This is a genomic window from Citrobacter sp. Ce119, from assembly GCF_030334525.1.
GTDB lineage: Bacteria > Pseudomonadota > Gammaproteobacteria > Enterobacterales > Enterobacteriaceae > Citrobacter > Citrobacter europaeus.
Genome location: NZ_JAOWDR010000056.1, coordinates 40,829 through 63,567, shown reverse-complemented (window position 1 = coordinate 63,567; position 22,739 = coordinate 40,829). Strand labels below are relative to the sequence as shown.

Annotated in this window: 23 protein-coding genes and 1 pseudogene; 11 read left to right on the top strand and 13 right to left on the bottom strand. The window is 52.9% G+C overall.

The window, feature by feature from the left end:
- Positions 1 to 138: 138 nt before the first annotated feature.
- Together OGV80_RS15355 and pabB are read right to left on the bottom strand one after the other, a co-directional pair.
- Positions 139 to 717 (bottom strand): CoA pyrophosphatase, encoded by a 579-nt coding sequence (locus OGV80_RS15355; RefSeq protein WP_087052762.1) that lies wholly within the window; start codon positions 715 to 717, stop codon positions 139 to 141.
- A gap of 3 nt (positions 718 to 720) precedes the next feature.
- Complete coding sequence (gene pabB, locus OGV80_RS15350; RefSeq protein WP_087052763.1) at positions 721 to 2,082, bottom strand: aminodeoxychorismate synthase component 1; 1,362 nt, start codon at positions 2,080 to 2,082, stop codon at positions 721 to 723.
- A gap of 83 nt (positions 2,083 to 2,165) precedes the next feature.
- Here pabB and OGV80_RS15345 point away from each other — a divergent pair, with 83 nt between their 5' ends.
- The gene (locus OGV80_RS15345) at positions 2,166 to 2,345 is read left to right on the top strand and encodes a YoaH family protein (protein ID WP_003020986.1); all 180 of its coding nucleotides are present in this window, start codon (positions 2,166 to 2,168) and stop codon (positions 2,343 to 2,345) included.
- Positions 2,346 to 2,351: 6 nt separating this feature from the next.
- On the opposite strand, the gene OGV80_RS15340 is transcribed toward OGV80_RS15345, so the two are convergent.
- Positions 2,352 to 2,696: a RidA family protein gene (locus tag OGV80_RS15340; protein ID WP_042307863.1), complete on the bottom strand. Its 345-nt coding sequence runs from the start codon at positions 2,694 to 2,696 to the stop codon at positions 2,352 to 2,354.
- A 140-nt stretch (positions 2,697 to 2,836) separates the two neighbouring features.
- Between OGV80_RS15340 and yoaA the strand changes: the two genes are divergently transcribed.
- From yoaA to rnd, 5 genes are all read left to right on the top strand, one after another.
- The gene (gene yoaA, locus OGV80_RS15335) at positions 2,837 to 4,747 is read left to right on the top strand and encodes a DNA repair helicase YoaA (protein ID WP_080625329.1); all 1,911 of its coding nucleotides are present in this window, start codon (positions 2,837 to 2,839) and stop codon (positions 4,745 to 4,747) included.
- A 59-nt stretch (positions 4,748 to 4,806) separates the two neighbouring features.
- Positions 4,807 to 5,502: a tRNA (adenosine(37)-N6)-threonylcarbamoyltransferase complex dimerization subunit type 1 TsaB gene (gene tsaB / locus OGV80_RS15330; RefSeq protein ID WP_043016049.1), complete on the top strand. Its 696-nt coding sequence runs from the start codon at positions 4,807 to 4,809 to the stop codon at positions 5,500 to 5,502.
- Positions 5,503 to 5,596: 94 nt separating this feature from the next.
- The gene (locus OGV80_RS15325; protein ID WP_043016050.1) at positions 5,597 to 6,181 is read left to right on the top strand and encodes a Slp family lipoprotein; all 585 of its coding nucleotides are present in this window, start codon (positions 5,597 to 5,599) and stop codon (positions 6,179 to 6,181) included.
- 204 nt (positions 6,182 to 6,385) lie between these two features.
- The gene (gene fadD / locus OGV80_RS15320; protein WP_123915245.1) at positions 6,386 to 8,071 is read left to right on the top strand and encodes a long-chain-fatty-acid--CoA ligase FadD; all 1,686 of its coding nucleotides are present in this window, start codon (positions 6,386 to 6,388) and stop codon (positions 8,069 to 8,071) included.
- Positions 8,072 to 8,155: 84 nt separating this feature from the next.
- Complete coding sequence (gene rnd, locus OGV80_RS15315; protein WP_047410574.1) at positions 8,156 to 9,271, top strand: ribonuclease D; 1,116 nt, start codon at positions 8,156 to 8,158, stop codon at positions 9,269 to 9,271.
- Positions 9,272 to 9,319: 48 nt separating this feature from the next.
- On the opposite strand, the pseudogene OGV80_RS15310 reads toward rnd, so the two are convergent.
- The 4 genes and pseudogenes from OGV80_RS15310 to OGV80_RS15295 all read right to left on the bottom strand — a co-directional run bounded on the left by OGV80_RS15310 (position 9,320) and on the right by OGV80_RS15295 (position 14,462).
- Positions 9,320 to 10,285: pseudogene (locus OGV80_RS15310) on the bottom strand (PDR/VanB family oxidoreductase).
- A gap of 71 nt (positions 10,286 to 10,356) precedes the next feature.
- Positions 10,357 to 11,481: a carnitine monooxygenase, oxygenase subunit YeaW gene (gene yeaW / locus OGV80_RS15305; RefSeq protein WP_043016054.1), complete on the bottom strand. Its 1,125-nt coding sequence runs from the start codon at positions 11,479 to 11,481 to the stop codon at positions 10,357 to 10,359.
- Between the two features lie 45 nt (positions 11,482 to 11,526).
- Complete coding sequence (locus OGV80_RS15300; RefSeq protein WP_286515274.1) at positions 11,527 to 13,128, bottom strand: BCCT family transporter; 1,602 nt, start codon at positions 13,126 to 13,128, stop codon at positions 11,527 to 11,529.
- Positions 13,129 to 13,379: 251 nt separating this feature from the next.
- Positions 13,380 to 14,462 carry a tartrate dehydrogenase gene (locus OGV80_RS15295; RefSeq protein ID WP_043016056.1) on the bottom strand — a complete coding sequence of 361 codons (1,083 nt, stop codon included), beginning with the start codon at positions 14,460 to 14,462 and terminating at the stop codon, positions 13,380 to 13,382.
- Positions 14,463 to 14,565: 103 nt separating this feature from the next.
- Between OGV80_RS15295 and OGV80_RS15290 the strand changes: the two genes are divergently transcribed.
- Entirely contained in the window at positions 14,566 to 15,483 is a 918-nt protein-coding gene (locus OGV80_RS15290; RefSeq protein WP_043016057.1) for a LysR family transcriptional regulator, read from the top strand.
- Positions 15,484 to 15,569: 86 nt separating this feature from the next.
- On the opposite strand, the gene minE is transcribed toward OGV80_RS15290, so the two are convergent.
- The 3 genes from minE to minC are packed head-to-tail and all read right to left on the bottom strand — an operon-like array spanning position 15,570 to position 17,383.
- A complete protein-coding gene (gene minE, locus OGV80_RS15285) occupies positions 15,570 to 15,836 on the bottom strand; it encodes a cell division topological specificity factor MinE (protein WP_001185666.1) in 267 nt (88 codons plus the stop codon).
- Between the two features lie 3 nt (positions 15,837 to 15,839).
- On the bottom strand, positions 15,840 to 16,652 hold the full coding sequence (minD, locus tag OGV80_RS15280) for a septum site-determining protein MinD (protein WP_003020956.1): 813 nt from the start codon (positions 16,650 to 16,652) through the stop codon (positions 15,840 to 15,842).
- 23 nt (positions 16,653 to 16,675) lie between these two features.
- Positions 16,676 to 17,383, bottom strand: coding sequence for a septum site-determining protein MinC (gene minC / locus OGV80_RS15275; RefSeq protein WP_043016058.1), 708 nt, complete (start codon positions 17,381 to 17,383; stop codon positions 16,676 to 16,678).
- 126 nt (positions 17,384 to 17,509) lie between these two features.
- Here minC and OGV80_RS15270 point away from each other — a divergent pair, with 126 nt between their 5' ends.
- The 3 genes from OGV80_RS15270 to ycgN all read left to right on the top strand — a co-directional run bounded on the left by OGV80_RS15270 (position 17,510) and on the right by ycgN (position 19,071).
- Positions 17,510 to 17,803 (top strand): YcgL domain-containing protein, encoded by a 294-nt coding sequence (locus OGV80_RS15270; RefSeq protein WP_043016059.1) that lies wholly within the window; start codon positions 17,510 to 17,512, stop codon positions 17,801 to 17,803.
- Positions 17,804 to 17,872: 69 nt separating this feature from the next.
- Positions 17,873 to 18,532: a fumarylacetoacetate hydrolase family protein gene (locus tag OGV80_RS15265; RefSeq protein WP_043016060.1), complete on the top strand. Its 660-nt coding sequence runs from the start codon at positions 17,873 to 17,875 to the stop codon at positions 18,530 to 18,532.
- 92 nt (positions 18,533 to 18,624) lie between these two features.
- Positions 18,625 to 19,071 carry a cysteine cluster protein YcgN gene (gene ycgN, locus OGV80_RS15260; RefSeq protein ID WP_003020944.1) on the top strand — a complete coding sequence of 149 codons (447 nt, stop codon included), beginning with the start codon at positions 18,625 to 18,627 and terminating at the stop codon, positions 19,069 to 19,071.
- A 29-nt stretch (positions 19,072 to 19,100) separates the two neighbouring features.
- Here ycgN and OGV80_RS15255 read toward each other — a convergent pair whose 3' ends face one another.
- From OGV80_RS15255 to nhaB, 3 genes are all read right to left on the bottom strand, one after another.
- Positions 19,101 to 19,442 carry a TehB family protein gene (locus OGV80_RS15255; RefSeq protein ID WP_016153372.1) on the bottom strand — a complete coding sequence of 114 codons (342 nt, stop codon included), beginning with the start codon at positions 19,440 to 19,442 and terminating at the stop codon, positions 19,101 to 19,103.
- A 110-nt stretch (positions 19,443 to 19,552) separates the two neighbouring features.
- Positions 19,553 to 20,083 carry a disulfide bond formation protein DsbB gene (gene dsbB / locus OGV80_RS15250; RefSeq protein ID WP_043016061.1) on the bottom strand — a complete coding sequence of 177 codons (531 nt, stop codon included), beginning with the start codon at positions 20,081 to 20,083 and terminating at the stop codon, positions 19,553 to 19,555.
- 141 nt (positions 20,084 to 20,224) lie between these two features.
- Complete coding sequence (gene nhaB, locus OGV80_RS15245; RefSeq protein ID WP_043016062.1) at positions 20,225 to 21,769, bottom strand: Na(+)/H(+) antiporter NhaB; 1,545 nt, start codon at positions 21,767 to 21,769, stop codon at positions 20,225 to 20,227.
- A 236-nt stretch (positions 21,770 to 22,005) separates the two neighbouring features.
- On the opposite strand from nhaB, the gene fadR reads away from it, so the two are divergent.
- Entirely contained in the window at positions 22,006 to 22,725 is a 720-nt protein-coding gene (gene fadR, locus OGV80_RS15240; protein ID WP_043016063.1) for a fatty acid metabolism transcriptional regulator FadR, read from the top strand.
- Positions 22,726 to 22,739 lie beyond the last annotated feature (14 nt).

Sequence of the window (22,739 nt, the reverse complement as noted above, 5' to 3'; positions counted from 1 at the left end):
TAACTGCGCATAGTGTAAGAGGGAACGCGGCGATCGGCTTAACTATTCACATGAATTAAACTAATAGATAACCGCGGTTTTACTAATGTTGTGACCTGAGTTTCAAGTTGTCTATGGAGCGCGTAAAGATAAGTATAGTCAGGGCTTGACGCCAATTTGCAGCGCCAGCTCACGAATTATTCCGGCGGTCATTCCCCAGACGAAATATTGCTCATACCAGGAAAGCCATACACGATGTGAATCGCCGCGGCGGTAGATATCCAACGGGTGATAACGACCTAAATGCAGGGCCTGCGCCAGCGGCATTTCGAACACGGCGGAAACTTCGTCTTCACTTGCGCGATACGGCAAATTTGGCGGGATAATCCCTACCACCGGTGTGACCTGGAAGCCGGTCACGCTGTCGACCGGTGGCAGAACGCCAATCACCTCAACGCAAGAAGGGGGGATCGCCACTTCTTCCTGCGCTTCGCGAAGGGCGGCGGCAATCAACGAGGCGTCGCTGCTATCCACCGCGCCGCCGGGAAAGGCGACCTGTCCGGCGTGCTTGCGCAGATGAACGGATCGCTGGGTTAACAGCAACCCAGGCTGCGCACGACGTACGACAGGGATCAGTACGGCGGCCTGGCGCTGGTTTAACGCGGCATGGTTGACCTGCGGGCGCAGGAGTTGGAAGCGCGATAAAAAAACATCAAGCGTCAGGCTGCTGTATTCCACGTCTCAGTTCTCCAGTTGGTGCAAAATACGATTCACTTTATCAAACGTTTCCTGATACTCCGCGTCTTCCTGACTGTCCGCCACAATGCCACCGCCAGCGGAACAATAAATTTGTCCGTCTGTGGCCGTCAGCGTGCGAATGGTGATGCTGGTATCCATATTGCCGCAAAAGCTCAGATAACCAATGCTGCCGCACCAGGCGTTGCGTCTTTGCGGCTCCAGTTCGTCAATAATTTCCATCGCCCGCACTTTCGGCGCACCGGTAATAGAGCCGCCAGGGAAGGCGGCGCGCAGCAGGTCGGTGGCGTGTAATGACTCTGGCAGACGCGCGGTAATGGTGCTGACCAAATGATGAACAGCAGGGAACGGTTCGACCACAAACAGCTCCGGAACCTGTACCGAACCCGGTTCAGCAACGCGGCCAATATCATTACGCATCAAATCGACGATCATCAGGTTCTCCGCACGATCCTTCGGCGAGTTCGCCAGCCTCCGGGCCTGCTCTCGATCGGCATCGGTATCTTCAAGCCTCGGTAGCGTGCCTTTAATCGGACGCGTCTGGATGTGCTGGTTTTCCAGCAGAATAAATCGTTCCGGCGAAAGGCTGAGGATTGCGCCTTCCTCAAGACGAATAAACGCGCTAAACGGGGCGCGGTTGGCGCGATTGAGTCTGACAAATGCCTGCCACTCATCGCCCTGATAATGCGCCTGAAAACGTTGGGCAAGGTTGACCTGATAGCAGTCGCCGCTGTGCAGATAGCGCTGTACCTGGCGGAATTTTACGCCGTACTGGGCACGGCTCATATTGGACTGCCACGCCGAGGTTAATGTAAATGGCTCACCTATTGATGATTGTTGCGCGTTGAGCCATTGCAGCCGCGCTTCAACATCGGTATGGCTGAGCAGGGATACGGTCTGCAACTGATGATCGACAATCAGCGCCCAGTCGTAAATGCCTATCGCCATATCCGCAAGTGCAATATCGCGCCCGGCAATAGCGGGCAGAGATTCAAAGCGTCGGCCAAGATCGTAGCCAAACAGGCCTAACGCGCCGCCCTGAAACGGCAGGTCCGGGTGATAATCAGGGGTGATCTTGCGTGCGCTAAGAACTGACTGCAATACCGTCATCGGATCATCAAGCGTGCGTACGGTGGCGTGTCCGTCATCCACAACGGTCTCTTCAGCCTGCGTAACCAACGTGGCGACTGGGTCAGCCACCAGAATATCAAAGCGGCTATGCGGATGGTCGGCGTGACCAGAATGCAACAGCATCGCCCAGGGCAGATGGCTTAAGGTCGAAAAATAGCGTTCAGCGGCGTCCTGACGCCAGGGTAATGTGATTACTGCGGGAGATAACGTCTTCATCAGTCCTGACTCGTTGCTACGCTACTGGCTAACTGCGCGGTAGCATGAAATAATTAGCGCAGACAATTTAGCAGGAGTTAACAATGTTTGCAGGTTTACCTTCACTCAGTCATGAGCAGCAGCAAAAAGCGGTAGAGCGTATTCAGGAGCTGATGTCGCAGGGGATGAGCAGCGGACAAGCCATTGCTCTGGTTGCTGAAGAGTTACGCGCCAGCCATACCGGCGAGCGGATTGTGGCGCGTTTTGAAGACGAAGACGAGTAACGCCGCTTATACCGCAGCGATAATCTTGATCTCAACTTTATATTTCGGGTTCATCAACCCGGCCTGAACGGTACAACGTACCGGCGCGTGACCCGCAACAACCCACGCGTCCCAGGCTTTGTTCATGGCGGCAAAGTCACTTTTGTCTGCCAGAAAAAGGGTGGCATCAAGAATACGTGACTTGTTGCTGCCCTGTTTTTCCAGCACCGCATCAATTTGCGCCAGCGTATTTGCCGTTTGTTCAAAGGCGTCTGCATCCAGATTTTCCGGCACGCCGGTGTAATACAGCGTGTTGTTGTGGATTACCACGTCGGACCAACGCGCTTCGGCATCAATGCGCACAATCGTCATAAATCATTCCTCATTTACGGGTTTTCAAATAGCTTTGGGTTGCGCCAAGACTGCCATAATGTTGTGCCCACGTCACCTCTTCAACTGGCGAAAGAGCCGCTGGCCTGACATAATCCCTGTTCAAATGAACAGGGGGCAGTGTGACGGACGATTTTGCAGCAGACGGTCAGTTGGCTAAAGCGATACCCGGTTTTAAACCGCGTGAACCACAGCGGCAGATGGCTTTCGCAGTCAGTCATGCTATCGAACAATCACAGCCGCTTGTTGTAGAAGCCGGAACCGGAACGGGTAAAACCTACGCTTATCTTGCCCCTGCGCTGCGTGCCGGAAAGAAGGTGATTGTCTCCACGGGCTCGAAGGCGTTACAGGATCAGCTTTACAGCCGGGATTTACCCACCGTGGCGAAAGCGCTGGAGTTCACCGGTAAACTGGCGCTGCTGAAAGGGCGTTCAAATTATCTGTGCCTTGAGCGTCTCGAACAACAGGCGCTGGCGGGCGGCGACCTGCCGGTGCAAACTTTGAGCGACGTCATCCTTCTGCGCTCATGGTCAAATCAAACCCTTGATGGCGACATCAGCACCTGCGTTAGCGTGGCTGAAGACTCTCAGGCCTGGCCGCTGGTGACCAGCACTAACGACAATTGTCTTGGCAGCGACTGCCCGCTGTATAAAGAGTGCTTTGTCGTTAAAGCGCGCAAAAAAGCAATGGATGCAGATGTGGTTGTGGTAAACCACCATCTGTTTCTCGCTGACATGGTGGTGAAGGAGAGTGGGTTTGGCGAGCTGATCCCTGAAGCGGAGGTGATGATCTTCGATGAAGCGCACCAGTTACCGGATATTGCCAGCCAGTACTTTGGTCAATCGCTCTCCAGTCGCCAACTGCTGGATCTGGCGAAAGATATCACCATTGCCTATCGCACCGAGCTGAAAGACACTCAGCAACTGCAAAAATGCGCCGACCGCCTGGCGCAAAGCGCTCAGGACTTCCGCCTACAGCTTGGCGAGCCGGGCTATCGCGGAAACCTGCGGGAACTGTTGGCTGACCAGCGTGTACAACGCGCGTTTTTGTTGCTCGATGACACGCTGGAGCTGTGTTACGACGTGGCGAAACTGTCCCTCGGACGTTCGGCCTTGCTGGATGCCGCGTTTGAACGCGCCACGCTTTACCGCGCTCGTCTGAAGCGCCTGAAAGAGATCAACCAGCCGGGCTTCAGCTACTGGTATGAATGCACCTCCCGCCATTTCACCCTTGCGCTGACGCCGCTCACGGTGGCGGATAAATTTAAAGAAGTGATGGAACAAAAGCCGGGCTGCTGGATTTTTACCTCCGCGACGCTGTCGGTAAACGATGATCTTCACCACTTCACCGCGCGGCTGGGTATTGAAGATGCCGAGTCGATGCTGCTGCCAAGTCCATTTGATTACACCCGCCAGGCGCTGCTGTGCGTGCCGCGTAATCTCCCGCAAACCAATCAGCCGGGGGCTGCGCGTCAGTTGGCATCCATGCTGCGTCCCATTATCGAAGCGAATAACGGTCGCTGCTTTATGCTGTGTACCTCACACGCGATGATGCGCGATCTGGCTGAACAATTCCGCGCCACCATGACGCTCCCTGTACTGCTGCAGGGCGAAACCAGCAAGGGACAACTGCTACAGCAATTTGTCAGCGCAGGTAATGCGTTACTGGTTGCCACCAGCAGCTTCTGGGAAGGCGTGGACGTGCGCGGCGATACGCTGTCGCTGGTAATTATCGATAAACTACCGTTCACCTCGCCGGACGACCCGCTGTTAAAAGCACGGATGGAGGACTGTCGTTTGCGCGGCGGCGATCCGTTTGAAGACGTTCAGTTGCCGGATGCGGTCATCACCCTGAAACAGGGGGTGGGCCGTTTGATTCGTGACGCCGACGATCGCGGGGTGCTGGTGATTTGCGACAATCGTCTGGTGATGCGGCCTTACGGCGCCACCTTCCTGGCGAGCCTTCCTCCTGCGCCGCGTACGCGTGACATTGCTCGCGCTGTTCGCTTTCTTGCCATACCAACGACTGAGTAATTTGTAACGGAGTGTGGTAAGATGCGCGCCAAATTTATTTGACCTGATCATAAACACCCATGCGAATTCTGGCTATCGATACCGCCACAGAGGCGTGCTCTGTTGCCCTGTGGAATGACGGTACTGTCAAGGCTCATTTCGAGCTTTGCCCACGAGAACACACCCAACGAATTTTACCGATGGTCCAGGAAATCCTGGCCGCTGGCGATCTCACGTTAACCGATATCGACGCCCTGGCGTTTGGTCGCGGTCCCGGCAGTTTCACCGGCGTACGTATTGGGATTGGCATTGCTCAGGGGCTGGCGTTAGGCGCGAATTTACCCATGATCGGCGTCTCCACCCTGGCGACAATGGCGCAGGGAGCCTGGCGTAAGTCGGGTTCGACCCGCGTACTGGCTGCAATTGACGCGCGAATGGGCGAAGTCTACTGGGCTGAATACCAGCGTGATGACAACGGAAACTGGCGCGGCGAAGAAACCGAAGCGGTGTTAACCCCCGAGCAGGTGCATGAGCGTTTACTGCAGCTGTCTGGCGAGTGGGTAACGGTCGGCACGGGCTGGCCTGCGTGGCCTGAACTTGGCAAAGATAGCGGTCTGATGCTCCGCGATGGCGACGTTTTGCTTCCAGCGGCTGAAGATATGCTGCCTGTTGCCACGCAAATGCTGGCTGCCGGTAACACCGTGGCGGTTGAACATGCTGAACCGGTTTATTTACGTAACACCGTCGCGTGGAAGAAACTTCCCGGTAAAGAATGAATCTTAGTAGTACATCCCCGGTTAATTCGCGCAGGCGTCAGTACGCAACATGGTGAACAGGCCGGGGCAGAAGCTAAGAAAAGGGAGTCGCAATATGGCGGTGCAAAAGCAGTTCTTGAAAGGTGTGTTGGCGGGAGCATTAGCGTTAATGCTTAGCGGCTGCGTCACCATCCCGGATGCAATTAAAGGTTCGAGCCCAACGCCGCAGCAGGATCTGGTGCGGGTAATGAATGCGCCGCAGCTGTATGTCGGTCAGGAGGCGCGTTTCGGCGGCAAAGTGGTGGATATTCAGAACCAGCAGGGGAAATCTCGTCTGGAAATAGCCACCGTTCCTCTTGATAGCGGAGCGCGACCCGTGCTGGGCGAAGCCTCCCGCGGGCGGATATATGCTGATGTAAATGGCTTCCTCGACCCGGTGGACTTTCGCGGGCAACTGGTTACCGTCGTCGGTCCGATTAGCGGTACGGTGGACGGAAAAATCGGTAATACGCCGTATAAATTTATGCTGATGCAGGTAACCGGTTATAAACGCTGGCATATTACTCAGCAAATTGTTATGCCGCCTCAGCCTATCGACCCCTGGTTCTACGGTGCGCGTGGCTGGCCTTACGGTGGCTACGGCGGATGGGGATGGTACAATCCCGGCCCGGCACAGGTTCAGACCATAGTAACTGAGTAACTCTTTGTATTATTGGTAAAAGAAACAGCGGCTCGTCCGCTGTTTCTGCATTAACGTGGATATAAGAAAAATAAATAGTGACGTGCTTCGCAACCTTGTCGTTGTGTAATAAACAAACTGGTACGCTGAGTTAATATTATGTTAACAGTTTGTTTATTGCCTGGGGTTGTGATGACGACGAATACGCATTTTAGAGGTGATGTATTGAAAAAGGTTTGGCTTAACCGTTATCCCGCTGGTGTTCCTGCGGAGATCAATCCTGACCGTTATCAATCCCTGGTGGAACTCTTTGAACACTCAGTAAGACGGTATGCCGATCAGCCCGCGTTCGTAAACATGGGGGAGGTGATGACCTTCCGCAAGCTTGAAGAGCGGAGCCGGGCATTTGCGGCCTATTTACAACAAGGCCTGGGGCTGAAAAAGGGCGATCGCGTCGCGCTGATGATGCCGAACCTGCTGCAATATCCGGTCGCACTGTTTGGGATTTTACGTGCCGGCATGATCGTCGTGAACGTTAACCCGCTTTACACGCCTCGCGAGCTGGAACATCAGCTTAATGACAGCGGCGCGTCGGCGATTGTCATCGTGTCCAACTTTGCTCACACGTTGGAAAAAGTGGTCGACAAAACGTCGGTACAACACGTGATCCTGACGCGTATGGGCGATCAGCTGTCGACCGCAAAAGGGACGCTGGTCAACTTTGTCGTCAAGTATATCAAACGGCTGGTGCCGAAATATAACCTGCCGGATGCCATCTCGTTTCGCAGTGCGCTGCAAAACGGTTATCGCATGCAGTATGTGAAACCCGAAGTTGTGTCGGAAGATCTGGCGTTCCTGCAATATACCGGCGGGACAACCGGCGTGGCGAAAGGCGCGATGCTCACGCACCGCAACATGCTGGCTAACCTGGAGCAGGTTAACGCCACCTACGGCCCGTTGCTGCATCCGGGCAAAGAACTGGTGGTAACGGCTCTACCGCTGTATCACATTTTTGCGCTGACGATGAATTGCCTGCTGTTTATTGAGCTGGGTGGTCAAAACCTGCTGATTACTAACCCGCGTGATATCCCAGGACTGGTCAAAGAGCTGGCGAAGTATCCGTTTACCGCGATGACCGGCGTCAATACGCTGTTTAACGCGCTGCTGAATAACAAAGAGTTTCAGCAACTGGATTTCTCGTCACTGCACCTTTCAGCAGGCGGCGGCATGCCGGTTCAACAAGCGGTAGCTGAACGTTGGGTGAAGCTGACGGGGCAGTATCTGCTGGAAGGCTATGGTCTGACGGAGTGCGCCCCGCTGGTGAGCGTCAACCCTCACGATATCGACTACCATAGCGGCAGTATCGGGTTACCGGTTCCTTCCACCGAGGTCAAACTGGTGGATGACGACGACAACGAAGTGCCGCCGGGAGAACCGGGCGAACTGTGCGTGAAAGGTCCGCAGGTGATGCTGGGCTACTGGCAGCGACCAGACGCCACTGACGAAATCGTCAAAGATGGCTGGCTGCACACTGGCGATATTGCGGTGATGGATGACGAAGGCTTCCTGCGTATTGTCGATCGTAAGAAAGATATGATCCTGGTCTCCGGCTTTAACGTTTATCCGAACGAAATTGAAGACGTGGTTATGCAACATCCTGGTGTGCAGGAAGTAGCTGCAGTTGGCGTTCCGTCCGGCAGCAGCGGTGAAGCGGTGAAAATTTTCGTGGTGAAGAAAGACGCCTCGTTAACCGATGAAGCGCTGGTTACTTTCTGTCGTCGTCACCTGACGGGCTATAAAGTACCGAAGCTGGTTGAGTTTCGCGATGAGTTGCCGAAATCTAACGTCGGTAAAATTTTGCGACGAGAATTACGTGACGAAGCGCGCGCCAAAGTGGACAATAAAGGCTGAGCGTTAAGTCAGCCAGCAGAAAACGCCGGGTAATCCGGCGTTTTTTTTGGCGTAAACCTAAGAGAGCACGATTTGAATTATCAAATGATCACCACGGACGACGCGTTGGCCACGCTGTGCGAAGCCGTCCGTGAATTTCCGGCGATAGCCCTGGATACCGAATTTGTTCGCACACGTACCTATTATCCGCAGTTGGGGTTGATCCAGCTGTTTGATGGCAAACACGTTGCTCTGATTGATCCGCAGGGGATCACCGACTGGTCGCCATTGCGCGATATTCTGCGTGATACCGCCATCACCAAATTCCTGCATGCGGGCAGTGAAGACCTGGAAGTGTTCCTCAACGCTTTTGGCGAACTTCCGCAGCCGTTAATTGACACACAAATTCTGGCCGCTTTTTGCGGTCGTCCGCTGTCGTGGGGCTTTGCCGCGATGGTGGAAGAGTTTACGGGCGTGGCGCTCGACAAAAGCGAGTCGCGTACCGACTGGCTGGCCAGACCGCTGACCGAACGTCAGTGCGAATATGCGGCGGCTGACGTCTGGTATCTGTTACCGATCACCTCAAAGCTGATGGCTGAAACTGAAACCAGCGGTTGGCTGCCAGCCGCGCTGGACGAATGCCGCTTGATGCAACAGCGTCGCCAGGAGATTCTGGCACCTGAAGATGCCTGGCGCGACATCACCAACGCCTGGCAACTGCGTACCCGTCAGTTAGCCTGCCTGCAACTGCTTGCCGACTGGCGGCTGCGTAAAGCGCGCGAGCGCGATCTGGCGGTAAACTTCGTGGTGCGTGAAGAACATCTGTGGGCGGTGGCACGTTATATGCCGGGCAGCCTGGGTGAACTGGATAGCCTGGGTCTTTCCGGAAGCGAAATTCGCTTCCACGGCAAAACGCTGATCTCGCTGGTAGAAAAGGCCCAGGCTTTACCGGAAGAGTCGCTGCCGCAGCCGCTACTGAATTTGATGGATATGCCAGGATATCGCAAGGCGTTCAAAGCCATCAAGGCGCTGGTTGCCGAAGTGAGTGCGGAACAAAATCTTAGCATCGAACTGTTGGCTTCCCGCCGTCAGATCAACCAGTTGCTCAACTGGCACTGGAAATTAAAGCCGCAGCAGACCCTGCCGGAGCTGGTTTCCGGCTGGCGTGGCGAACTGATGTCCGATCGTCTCAACGCGCTACTGCAGGAATATCCGCAGTAAGTCACCAGACTCGCCGGGTCGCGCCATTGCTGACCCGGCCTGCGAACGCTACAAATCAAGTACCAGGCGCTTACCTTTGGCGCGAGAGCAGCAAATGAGCATGCTCTGCTGGCTGGCTTTTTCGTCGTCGCTAAAGTATTGATCGCGGTGATCCGCTTCCCCTTCAAGAATCGTTGTTTCGCAGGTGCCGCACACGCCTTCCCGGCACAGACACTCAACGCGTGCAGCTTTGTTATTTTCGATAACCTGCAAAATGGTCATCTCTTCCGGAACCACAAACTCGCGCCCGGAACGCGCCAGCACCAGGGTGAAGGCGTCGCCGCTTTTATCTTCCAGCGCAAATTGTTCGAAATGTAGCGTATTGCTATCCAGCCCATGGCGGGAAGCCGCTTCTCTGACGGCATCGTTGAGCACCGCTGGGCCACAGGTATAAATATGCGTGCCGGGTTTAACATCGGCCAGCAGGCGTGCTAAATCAAGGCGGGTGCCGGCGCTTTAGAGGTGCAGATGAATGCGACCGGCGCTGGGGTACTGCAGGAGTTCGTCATGAAATGCGCAGTTGTCCAGGCTGGGAGAGCAATAATGTAGCTGCCATTCTGCCTGAGAGTGTTCCAGCTCCGGGATCTGCGATAAAAACGGTGTGATGCCGATACCTCCGGCAATCAACAGATGTTGTTGTGCCTGAGGGGCGAGGGCGAACAGATTGTTTGGCGTGGAGATCGTGAGCGTGTCGCCGGGTTTCACCTTTTGATGCAGATATCGCGAGCCGCCTTTGGACGCCTCCTCCAGTCGTACGGCGATTTGCCAGGCGCTGGTATCGAAGGGTGAACTCATCAGCGAGTACGCATTGCTGTATAGGTTCTCGCCATCGCGCATCTGTACGATGATATGGCTGCCACCCTGAAACGCAGGCAACGGCTGGCCTGAGGTCGCCATTAGGGTGAAGCGTTTTACCTGCGCGGTAATGGTCTCAATCCGACTGACCCGGACTTCTTGCATTTGATAATCAGACATTGCGGCACTCCCTAAAAAATCTGTCCGGCGCGGTTCAACGACGCGCCGGTGTCTGTCGTTACAGCCCCGGGTTATTCCTGAAACACCTGCGCGACCAGATTATGGAAATGGGCAATGCCATGCTCGGAGATGCCGCTGCCGCTGGTGTCCGCCATAATGCGGCCCTGACCGCGATACCCGCGCGATTTCAGCCCCTTTTGCACGCTTTCAACCAGACGTAAATCTTCAGGACGAAAGACGTTGCGATACCATTCGATCAGTTGTTTCTGCTCTTCGGTCAGCTCTTCGTTGGTGAAGTAAATGTCATAGTTTTGCAGCGTGGTTTCCGCATCCACCGGGAATTCGTAGATAACGGTCATCATGCCTTTGATTGGCGTGACGTTGAGCATGGTGCATGGCCACAGCCAGAAACCGTGGAAGGCGGCATCAACACCTTCTTCGAACTTAAATGACTGCTCTGACGGTTTGGCGAAACCGTGTTGCAGCGTCCAGTTGCCGTGCATGGTGTGCCAGTAACGGTCAACCTGAACCGAGTCGGAAAAACCTGGGTGGGCCGGGCCGCAGTGGTAGCACTCCAGATAGTTGTCGACAATATTCTTCCAGTTTGCCGGGGTACGGGTCGTAAAGCGCGCCGCCAGTTTCAGATCATGCACGTCAGGGCAGGCTTCGATAACTTTGTCTGCAAGACCAGGGAGTTGTTCTTCTACGCTGCCTGCGTTCGGATCCATGTTGATAAACACGAATCCGGCATACTCTTCCAGACGTACAGGGGTAAGGTGCGCTTTTTCGCTGTCGAAGTTGGCGACATTTTCGCAGTTACGCGCATGCGCCAGATTGCCGTCAAGTTTGAACGCCCATGCGTGGTAAGGGCAGGTAATTACATTTTTCGCTTTCCCTTCGCCGCTCAACAGCTGATGACCGCGATGCGGACAAACGTTGTAGAACGCGCGCAGCACGTTATCGCGACCCCGTACCAGCACGATGTTCTCGCCAATCACTTCACGGGTAACATAATCATTGGGCTTTGCCAGCTCGCTACTGTGGGCGACGCAAATCCAGCTTTTAGCAAACACTTTCTCTTGTTCGTGCTCGAAGGCCTGATGGTCGGTATAAAACCGGGCAGGGATAGTCCAGGCGTCCTGCGGGTTGGCACAGAAATTTTGCGGCAGAATAAACTCAGGGCTTAGATTGCTCATTGGAATACCTTTTAATTTGTGAGTAAGAGGGTTTTATACTGGCGCTTAATTGTCGCCTTTGAGTAATGTCCCGGCCGTTGGCGCAACGGGGGCGTTAACTGGCGTTTCGGGAAGATGACTTTCAATTTGATGCGCAGGAACGTGGGCATAGTCCTGCCGTACCCAGCGAAGAAAACCGCCGACTTTCACCAACAGAATGGCGAGGAAGGGAAGTGCGGTCAGAACCACCGTGGTCTTCATGGTTTCCAGGGATGCGCCGGTGAATAAAATCGATAAGGGGATCAGGGTGATGACCACGCACCAGAACAGTCGTAAGCTACGCTGCGGATCTTCCCCTTCCTGCAGGTTACGCGTGCTGGTGGCGGCCATGGTATAGGCGACGGCATCCATGTGCGAGGCAAGGAAAATAATCATGATCGCCAGATACGCCACCAGGAATAGTTTCCCGGCTGGCAACGACATCAACACTTGCTGTACGGCCGTTTCACCGCCCAGTGTCGCCATAACCTGCGGTACGTCGATCACACCGTTCACAAACTGGTGGATTGAGTAGCTTTCCATCACGCCGAAGAAGAACCAGCAGCCAACGGTACTACCGAGGATTAACGCCCAGATAACCTCTTTGATTTTGCGACCACGGGATACGCGAGTGACAAACATTGCCACGCCTGGGGTGTAGGAGATCCACCACAGCCAGTAGAACACCGTCCAGTTGCGGGTGAACTCACCGTTGCCAAGTGGATCGGTGAACAGGCTCATCTGCAAAAAGTTTTGTGTCGTCAGACCAATGGCGTTGATGATGTTATTGGTGATAAATTCGGTCGGGCCGACGATCAGCACCAGCAGCGGCAGTAAGAATGCCCCCCAGCCGACCATTTTGCTCAGACGTTGCAAACCGTTATTGATGCCAATCCAGGAGCTCATGCAGAAAATGCCGCCAGAGAACAGGATCACAAACGCCTGCATGGTGAAGTTATCCGGCAAACCCGTGAGGGCAGATAAACCGCGGGTAAAGGTGGCGGCGGTGACAACCAGAGAGATGGTTAACGCGCCAACTGTTGCGATCAGGAACATCAAATCAACCAGGCGACCCCACACGCCCTGCGGATGGACGCCGGTGATAGCGGCAATAATTCCGGACAGGCTCAGCCCTTTGTTTTTACGCACATGAAAGTGGTAGGCCATTGTTAGTGAGGCCAGGGTATAAGTCGCCCAGGCGCTGATCCCCCAATGGAAAAAGGAGTAGGGTAAGCTATATTCCAGCGCTTTTTGCGAATGCGGCGCGATATTCAGACCCGGAGTCTGGTAATAATAGGCCCACTCAGCAACACCCCAATAGAGTGTTGAGGAGCCTAATCCGGCACATATAAACATAAACAGCCAGGACAGCGTGCTGTATTCCGCTTTCCCTTCACCCAGACGAATGTTGCCGTATTTGCTGGTAGCCAGCCAGACGACCAGACCCATCGCCATCAGAACGAGGATCTGCACGGCGGAACCCAGCATCCGGGTAACTCCGTTAAAAAGGGTATTTGCGACTTGTGCAGACTGCTGAGGGAAGAGACTAAGCGTGGCGGCGATGAAAAGAATAGCCACCAGGCTGATGGCTATCAGCGGCATGTCTTTTTTCTTTACGTTGCTCAACATGGGATCTCCTGGGCACAGTTGCCCGCGTATGGCATTAGCCTGTCGTTGTTATCATGCTGTAGGGAATCAGTGATTTTGTATTTAACAATTTTATTATTTGTTCTTTACATGAATTAAACAATTGCCCGATGCGTGAAGCAATAAAACACGGAACGGAAATAATAAAAGGTGAATTGGCGCAGGTTATTGGCGGCATAAAACGCATAAAAAAGCCGCGTCAGTGACGCGGCTCATATTTCGTGGTTTGACCTCTAACGCAGTGCCTGAGCGATGGCTTCACCTACCTGTTGGGTGGTGGCGTTGCCTTTCATATCTGGCGTTTTCGGGCCGCTGGCAATGACCTGCTCAATTGCCGCCAGAATACCGTCGTGGGCGGCTTTATAGTTGGCATCACCGTTGCCAAGGAAGTCGAGCATCATGGCGCCAGCCCAGATAGTCGCAATAGGGTTGGCGATATTCTTGCCGTAGATATCGGGGGCCGAACCGTGTACCGGCTCGAACAGCGACGGGAAGGTGCGCTCCGGATTTAAGTTGGCAGAAGGCGCAATGCCAATCGTTCCGGTACAGGCCGGGCCAAGATCGGAGAGGATGTCGCCAAACAGGTTGGAGGCAACCACGACGTCAAAACGCTCCGGCTGCATCACAAAGCGGGCGCACAATATATCGATATGCTGTTTATCCCAGCGGATCTCGGGATAGTTAGCCGCCATTGCTTCCACGCGTTCGTCCCAGTAAGGCATGCTGATGGCCAGGCCGTTCGATTTGGTTGCTGAGGTCAGGGTTTTGCGTGGGCGGTTTTGCGCCAACTCGAAAGCGTAACGCAAGATACGATCCACGCCACGACGGGTGAAGACCGATTCCTGGATAACCACTTCGTGTTCGGTACCTTCGCTCACACGTCCGCCGAGGGCAGAGTATTCTCCCTCAGTGTTTTCGCGTACGACGTAGAAATCAATGTCGCCTGGCTGCTTGCCAGCCAGTGGGCAAGGGACGCCCGGAAACAGGCGCACCGGGCGCAGGTTGACGTACTGGTCGAATTCGCGACGAAACTTAAGCAGCGAACCCCATAATGAGATGTGGTCAGGCACGGTGTCCGGCCAGCCAACCGCGCCAAAATAGATAGCATCAAAGGATTGCAGCTGCTCATGCCAGTCATCCGGCATCATCTTGCCGTGATGGGCGTAGTATTCGCAGCTGGCCCATTCCATTTGCTCAAAGCTGAGCGACAACCCCCAACGCTCGGCGGCTGCCTGCAACACATGAATGCCCTCAGGCAGAACTTCTTTACCAATGCCATCTCCGGGGATAGCGGCGATACGCCAGGTTTTCTTCATAGCAGCTCTCACTTGTACGCCATCAAAATTGACTTTCCCCTTATCCTATAATTGACTGATTAATAGTTAATCCCCCTAACTGGTGAAACATAAAACACAGATCATGAATAATCTTCCGCTGCTAAATGATTTACGCGTCTTTATGCTGGTTGCCCGTCGTGCAGGATTTGCCGCCGTTGCCGAAGAGCTGGGCGTCTCACCGGCTTTTATCAGTAAGCGCGTTGCCCTGCTGGAGCAAACGCTGAATGTAGTGCTGCTGCACCGGACAACGCGGCGCGTAACCATCACGGAAGAGGGGGAGCGGATCTACGAATGGGCGCAGCGGATCCTGCAGGATGTCGATCAGATGATGGATGAGCTATCAGATGCCAGGCAGATCCCGCAGGGGATGCTACGTATTATTAGTAGCTTTGGTTTTGGCCGCCGGGTGGTGGCTCCGGCGCTGTCTGCGCTGGCAAAAGAGTATCCGCAATTAGAACTGCGGTTCGATGTTGAAGACCGCCTGGTGGATATGGTGAATGAGGGCGTCGATCTTGATATTCGTATCGGGGATGATATCGCGCCGAACCTGATTGCCCGCAAGCTGGCGACTAACTACCGTATTCTGTGCGCCTCGCCGGAATTTGTGAGGCAGCATGGGACGCCGAAGCAACTCAACGATCTCTCCACTTTTCCTTGTCTGGTCATCAAAGAGCGCGACCATCCGTTTGGTATCTGGCAAATGCGCAATAAAGAGGGCGCGCATTCGATTAAAGTTACGGGGCCTTTGTCGTCTAATCATGGCGAAGTGGTACATCAGTGGTGCCTTGATGGGCAGGGAATAGCTCTGCGGTCATGGTGGGACGTTTGCGACAACATTGCCAGCGGCAATCTGATACACATATTGCCCGAGTATTATCAACCAGCAAATATTTGGGCGGTTTATGTTTCCCGGCTGGCGACGTCGGCAAAAATCCGTATTACGGTTGAGTATTTGCGCCGCTATTTTACCGAAAACTATCCAAAGTTTACTTTGGAATAAAGGTGCAGCAGCCTGGCAAGAAACAGAAAATAAAAAAGGCAGAATAATCTGCCTTTTTTGTAACGATGACTCTCTGAGCAAAGCCGTTATTTAGATTCTTCGGCTTCAGGTAATGTCACGTTCAGTTCGAGGATAGAAATATCGCCGTCTTTTTGCTCAAGCTGTACGGTGACCATTTCAGGATCAATTTGTACATACTTGCAGATAACCTCGAGAATATCTTTCCTCAACTGCGGTAAATAATGTGGCTCGGCGTCACTACGACGGCGTTCCGCAACAATAATCTGCAGTCGCTCTTTAGCGATGTTCGCTGTGCTCTTTTTCCGCGAGAGAAAAAAATCCAGTAATGCCATAACTTATCCTCCGAACAGGCGTTTGAGGAAACCTTTCTTCTCTTCTTCAATGAAGCGGAAAGGACGTTCTTCTCCCAACAGACGGTCTACGGTATCAGCATAGGCTTTACCGGCATCGGCATTGATGTCGAGAATAACCGGCTCACCCTGGTTAGACGCGCGCAGGACTGACTGATCTTCAGGAATCACGCCAACCAGCTTGATTCGCAGAATTTCCAGTACGTCTTCCATGCTCAGCATGTCACCTTTATTTACGCGGCCAGGGTTGTAGCGCGTCAGCAACAAATGCTCTTTAATCGGATCTTCACCGTTTTCCGCACGACGAGATTTCGACGCCAGAATACCCAGAATACGGTCAGAGTCACGTACAGAGGAAACTTCCGGGTTAGTGGTGATAATCGCTTCATCGGCAAAATACAGGGCCATCAGCGCACCGGTTTCAATACCCGCCGGGGAGTCGCAGACGATGAAGTCGAATTCCATCGTTTTCAGGTCGTCCAGAACTTTCGCGACGCCTTCACGCGTCAGCGCGTCTTTATCGCGAGTCTGTGAGGCCGGAAGAATAAAGAGATTTTCGGTACGCTTATCTTTGATTAACGCCTGATTTAACGACGCATCGCCCTGAATAACGTTGACGAAGTCATAAACGACGCGGCGTTCACAACCCATAATCAGATCAAGGTTACGCAGGCCGATATCAAAATCAATAACGACAGTTTTCTTTCCCTTCTGGGCCAAACCTGTAGCGATGGCCGCGCTGGAGGTGGTTTTGCCAACGCCCCCTTTACCCGAAGTAACAACAATAATGCGTGCCATAGAAATTCCTTGTTAAAAAGGGATCAATTCAACGGTTGAACTGTCAAAGCGTTCTCTGCTAATTGCAGACGGGCCGCTTTGCCATAAAATTCTGCTGGGATTTTATCACTCAGCCAATAAACACCTGCGATAGACACCAGTTCTGCCGTCAGATGGGTACAAAAAATTTGCGCTTCCCGATCGCCGCTTGCGCCTGCCAGCGCACGGCCTCTCATCATGCCATAAACATGAATATTACCATCAGCGATAAGCTCTGCGCCTGCACTGACGTGGCTTGTAACAATCAGATCACATTGTGGAGCATAAATGCGCTGACCGGAACGAACCGGCACATTTATTAATCGTGTTTTTGTGATGGGAGTAACGTTTTGCGGCGGAGCAACGGGAGCCGGGGTCTCAACAGGCGCAGAACGAATAGCTTTTTCTTTACCTTCAGTCAGTAAAGGAAGGCCCATTTCGTCGATTTCAGCCTTGAGTCTGGCGTCTTTGCATCCGCTAACGCCAATAATGCGCAATCCGGTAGACGTAACAACTTTCTGCAGCGCTGACCAGTTGACCGGGCTTTCAAGACCACTCACGTTAACCACCACGGGAGCATGTTTTAAAAAAGCCGGCGCCTGCGCGATTTTGTCTTCCAACGCCTGACGAATAACCTCGGGTTCTGCTTCATGTAAATGAACCACTGATAAGGTGAAGCTACTGCCTTTAAGCTCGATTGGCGTGTTTGACATCCTGGCCTTACTCAATTTGCTATTTATCATCCCCAGCGCGGGGTGATATTCCGAAGACTATAAGGCATGTTATAGTCAGTATTATATTGAGGCAAGCCACCATTCCGTGAATTCAGAGTAAAAGATATGTTTTGTGTGATCTACCGAAGCAGCAAACGTGACCAGACCTATTTATATGTCGAAAAAAAAGACGATTTCTCACGCGTTCCTGAAGAACTGATGAAAGGATTTGGTCAGCCGACGCTGGCAATGATGTTACCGCTTGATGGTCGAAAAAAATTGGTTAATGCCGATCTTGAAAAAGTAAAACAGGCCCTGGCCGAGCAGGGCTATTATTTACAAATACCACCGCCGCCAGAAGATTTACTTAAACAGCATCTGGCTGCGACAAAACAAAATACACCAGACGCTAAACGTTAAACTGCATCCGCCAGCAGCACGTTCCATCGATGCAGTACCTGAAATCTATGACTACGTTAGGGGAAAGTAATGTATCAACATCACAACTGGCATGGTGCTCTGCTGGATTATCCGGTGAGTAAGGTGGTTTGCGTAGGAAGTAACTATGCTAACCATATTAAAGAGATGGGCGGAACCCCCCCCGAAGAGCCGGTGCTGTTTATTAAACCGGAAACCGCACTGTGCGATTTACGCCAGCCGCTGGTGATCCCATCTGATATGGGGTCGGTTCACCATGAAGTTGAGCTGGCTGTGCTGATTGGCGCGACCCTGCGACAGGCGACGGAAGATCATGTGCGCAAAGCCATCGCGGGTTATGGCGTTGCACTGGATCTGACCCTGCGCGATATCCAGGGCAAAATGAAGAAAGCGGGGCAGCCATGGGAAAAAGCGAAGGGTTTTGATAACTCTTGCCCGCTGTCAGGATTTATTCCCGTAGCGGAATTTAACGGCGATCCACAGGATACGATGCTCGGGTTGACGGTCAACGGTGAACAGCGTCAGCACGGCTCCACGGCGGATATGATCCATCAAATCGTTCCTTTGATTGCCTATATGAGTCGTTTCTTTACCCTCAAAGCGGGTGATGTTGTGCTGACGGGCACGCCAGCAGGCGTGGGGCCATTAAGCAGCGGTGATGAACTGGCGATCAGTTTTAACGGTCAAACGCTGACGACCCGCGTACTGTAATCTCTGCTTGCCGCCTTTTCGGGCGGCAAAACTTGCATCAGCGTGCCAGACTGGTTATAAGGTGCAGCTTTAATGCAATAGCGGAAACCCTGATGAGCGACATACCTTTCTGGCAAAGTAAAACCCTTGATGAAATGACCGATGCCGAGTGGGAGTCATTATGTGACGGATGTGGTCAATGCTGCCTGCATAAGCTGATGGATGAAGACACCGACGAAATCTACTTTACCAACGTCGCGTGTAAGCAACTCAATATCAAAACCTGTCAGTGCCGTAATTACGAACGTCGATTCGAGTACGAGCCTGACTGCATCAAACTGACGCGCGATAATTTGCCGACTTTTGAATGGTTGCCAATGACCTGCGCGTATCGTCTGCTCGCGGAAGGTAAAGGGCTGCCGGAGTGGCATCCGTTGCTGACGGGGTCTAAAGCGGCGATGCACGGTGAACGTATCTCAGTTCGTCATATTGCGGTGAAAGAATCGGAAGTACGTGACTGGCAGGATCATATCCTGAACAAACCTTCATGGGCGGACTGAGCCGCCCATCGATTAGCAGGCGTTAAGGTTTAAGACTTTTTCGCCTGATACATCTCATCGGAGTGGTTGTCATCTTCCACCCAGAAGTTAATGTTGAATTGTGCGTCGTCGCTTAATTCAACACGATGCCAGTACTGCGGTGGGCTGGTCGCGAACTGACCGGCATTAATCACTACCTTCACTTCGGGCTCTTTTGCGTCTTCATTGGCAAAGCCATAATACGTTACCGTACCTTCCATTACACAGAGCTGACCAAACACGCCTGCTGCGGTGTTATGGTGAGAAAGAAGTGCTGCCGGGACGTTGTCTTTGGTAAAGAAGGGAGTAGAGCGTTTCACTTTCCAGTTTGCCGGGATGCGTAAATGGGACATAAGACATCTCCTTCGTGTGGCATCTATAAGATGTATTTAATATACATTTTATAGATGCCAGCAGGCAATGGATTTAAGGCAAAAAAAACGCTCCTGAAGGAGCGTCTCTGTTAGCGACCGAAGAGGTCACGTTTTTTCGGTTTAAACGGCTGTGCTATGAATACCAGCACGGCGACCACCAGGTAAGCGGCGAAGATCCCCAACAGCCACTGTGGCATTTCCAGGGTTAAAAAAGACCACTGGCGTTCAGCACAGTCACCGGATGCTAAAAACACCTGCGGCAGCCATTTGTCCAGCGGCAGCCAGCTCGGGAAGCGGGCTGCAAAATCACAGGTCATGAACGGTGATGGGTGCAACTGAATCATGGTGTGCTCATACGCTAACTGAAGCCCACGCCAGGCACTGTAAATCCAGATTATCATCGCCACATAGCGCAGCGGTGTCTTTGGCGCGATAGCCCCCACCAGCCCCGCACCCATCACGCCGAATAATGCGCTACGTTCGTAAATACACAACACGCAAGGTTTTAGCAGCATGACGTGCTGGAACCACAGCGCAACGAGTTCCAGCGCAAAGGCGGTTAACGCCAACAATAACCATGCTCCACGACCTCGGGAGCATTGGTTTAAAAATCGCAACATAATAATTTCCCTGCAACATGCGTAGAGACCGCAGTTTAAACCAATTCAATTTATGCGCCACTAGCGGGAATTGAAAATTTGCGTAATCGGATAATTATCATGCAAAAAGTCAAACCGGGCAGTGATTTGCCCGGTTAATTGTTATGAAAGTGTAGCTAACCAGCCCGTTTGAGTCATCCACTCGGTCACCGGTACCAGCGTGAACTCGACGCAAAGCAGACCAACGAGCGTCAGGACGAGAGTATACGGCAGAGCCATCCACACCATGCGGCCATAAGAGAGGCGAATCAATGGTGCCAGCGCGGAGGTCAGCAGGAACAGGAATGCCGCCTGACCGTTTGGTGTAGCCACGGAAGGCAGGTTGGTCCCGGTATTAATCGCTACCGCTAACAGTTCGTACTGGTTGAGGCTGATGGTCCCTTGTTCCAGCGCTGCTTTGGCTTCGTTAATATAGATGGTGCCGACAAAAACGTTATCAGAGATTGAAGACAGCAGGCCGTTAAAGAGATAGAACAGCGTCAACTGAGCATGTTCAGAGGACTGCAATACGAACTGAATGATCGGCGAGAAGAGCTGTTGATCGATAATAACCGCAACAATAGAGAAGAACACGGTCAGCAGGGCGGTGAACGGCAGCGACTCGGTAAACGCTTTGCCAATAGCATGTTCGTCTGTAACGCCGGTCAACGACGTTGCAAGAATGATGACGGACAGGCCAATTAATCCAACCTCTGCCAGATGCAGAGCCAGAGCAACCACCAGCCAGACGCCGATAATAGCCTGAACAATCAGTTTGATTTTATCCTGACGAGTACGTTGCTGACGGCTTTGATCGTCAAATTGTTGCAGGACATCGCGGACGGTCTCCGGCAGCGTTTCGCCATAGCCAAACCAGCGTAATTTCTCGACCAGCACACAGGTTAACAGGCCGCAAATCAGCACCGGTACGGTGACCGGCGACATGCGCAGGAAGAAGTCACCAAAATGCCAGCCCGCCGCTTTGGCGATAATCAGGTTTTGCGGTTCGCCGACCATCGTCATTACGCCACCTAACGCCGTACCGACGCCCGCGTGCATCATCAGGCTACGCAGAAAACCGCGAAACTGCTCCAGTACGACCTTATTGTGCTGATCGATATGGCTGTCATCAAGCATGTTGTTGTCTTCCGCGCGGGAAGAGGCGACGCGATGGTAAATACCATAGAAACCGACCGCGACGCTGATCACCACGGCAACGACGGTCAGCGCATCAAGAAACGCAGAAAGGAAGGCGGCAGCAACGCAAAAAGCCAGCGACAGCAGCGTTTTGGAGCGAATCGTAAGCAGCAGGCGGGTGAAAATAAACAGCAGCAGCTGTTTCATAAAGTAGATGCCAGCCACCATAAACATCAGCAGCAATAACACCTCAAGGTTAGCGGCAACCTCTTCACGCACATGCGTGGCGCTGGTCATACCGATGATGACTGCTTCGATAGCTAACAGCCCGCCTGGTAGCAGCGGATAACATTTTAACGCCATCGCCAGCGTAAAGATGAACTCGGCCACCAACAGCCAGCCCGCAATAAAAGGATTAATAAAAAATATAATCGGGTTAACGACTAAGAAGACGAGCAGTGCAAGTTTGTACCAGTCAGGTGATTGACCTAAAAAATTGCGCCACATAGCGCGACCCCATGATAGCTCCATGGTGATTTCCCTACCTTTAAAAATGAAATCATATTTTTATGTTTGACCGCAAAGCTTAGCGGGAGGAGGGAATACAGGCAAGCTATTCACGCGACGGGCAAGGCTGGCTGCGCTTTAGCGTTATCTGGAAAATGAAGCCTTGATCTACTTTTTCTTCATTGCGTCAGCTATCAGCTATGTAACCCGTCTGGTATGATAACTGTAACTATGTTTTGCTGTGTAATGGAATTATTACTATGGTCATTAAGGCGCAAAGCCCGGCTGGGTTCGCGGAAGAGTACATCATTGAAAGTATCTGGAATAACCGCTTCCCACCTGGCACTATTTTGCCTGCTGAACGTGAACTCTCTGAACTGATCGGAGTGACACGTACCACGTTACGCGAGGTATTACAGCGTCTGGCGCGTGACGGTTGGTTGACCATTCAACACGGCAAACCGACGAAGGTGAATAACTTCTGGGAAACCTCCGGGCTGAATATCCTTGAAACGCTGGCGCGTCTCGATCACGAGAGCGTTCCGCAGCTTATCGATAATCTGCTGTCCGTGCGTACCAACATCTCGACGATCTTTATTCGTACCGCGTTTCGCCAGCATCCTGATAAAGCGCAGGAGGTTCTGGCGACGGCAAATCAGGTGGCCGACCATGCTGATGCGTTCGCCGATCTGGACTATAACATTTTCCGCGGTCTGGCATTTGCCTCCGGTAATCCGATTTACGGTTTGATCCTTAATGGTATGAAAGGATTATATACCCGCATTGGCCGCCATTATTTTGCCAATCCGGAAGCGCGCGCGCTGGCGCTGAGCTTCTACCATAAGCTGTCAGAACTGTGCGAGCATGGCGCTCATGAGCAGGTTTATGAAACGGTGCGTCGCTATGGTCACGACAGCGGCGAGATTTGGCATCGTATGCAGAAGAACCTGCCGGGCGATTTAGCTATTCAGGGACGCTAATTAAAAACCCCTCA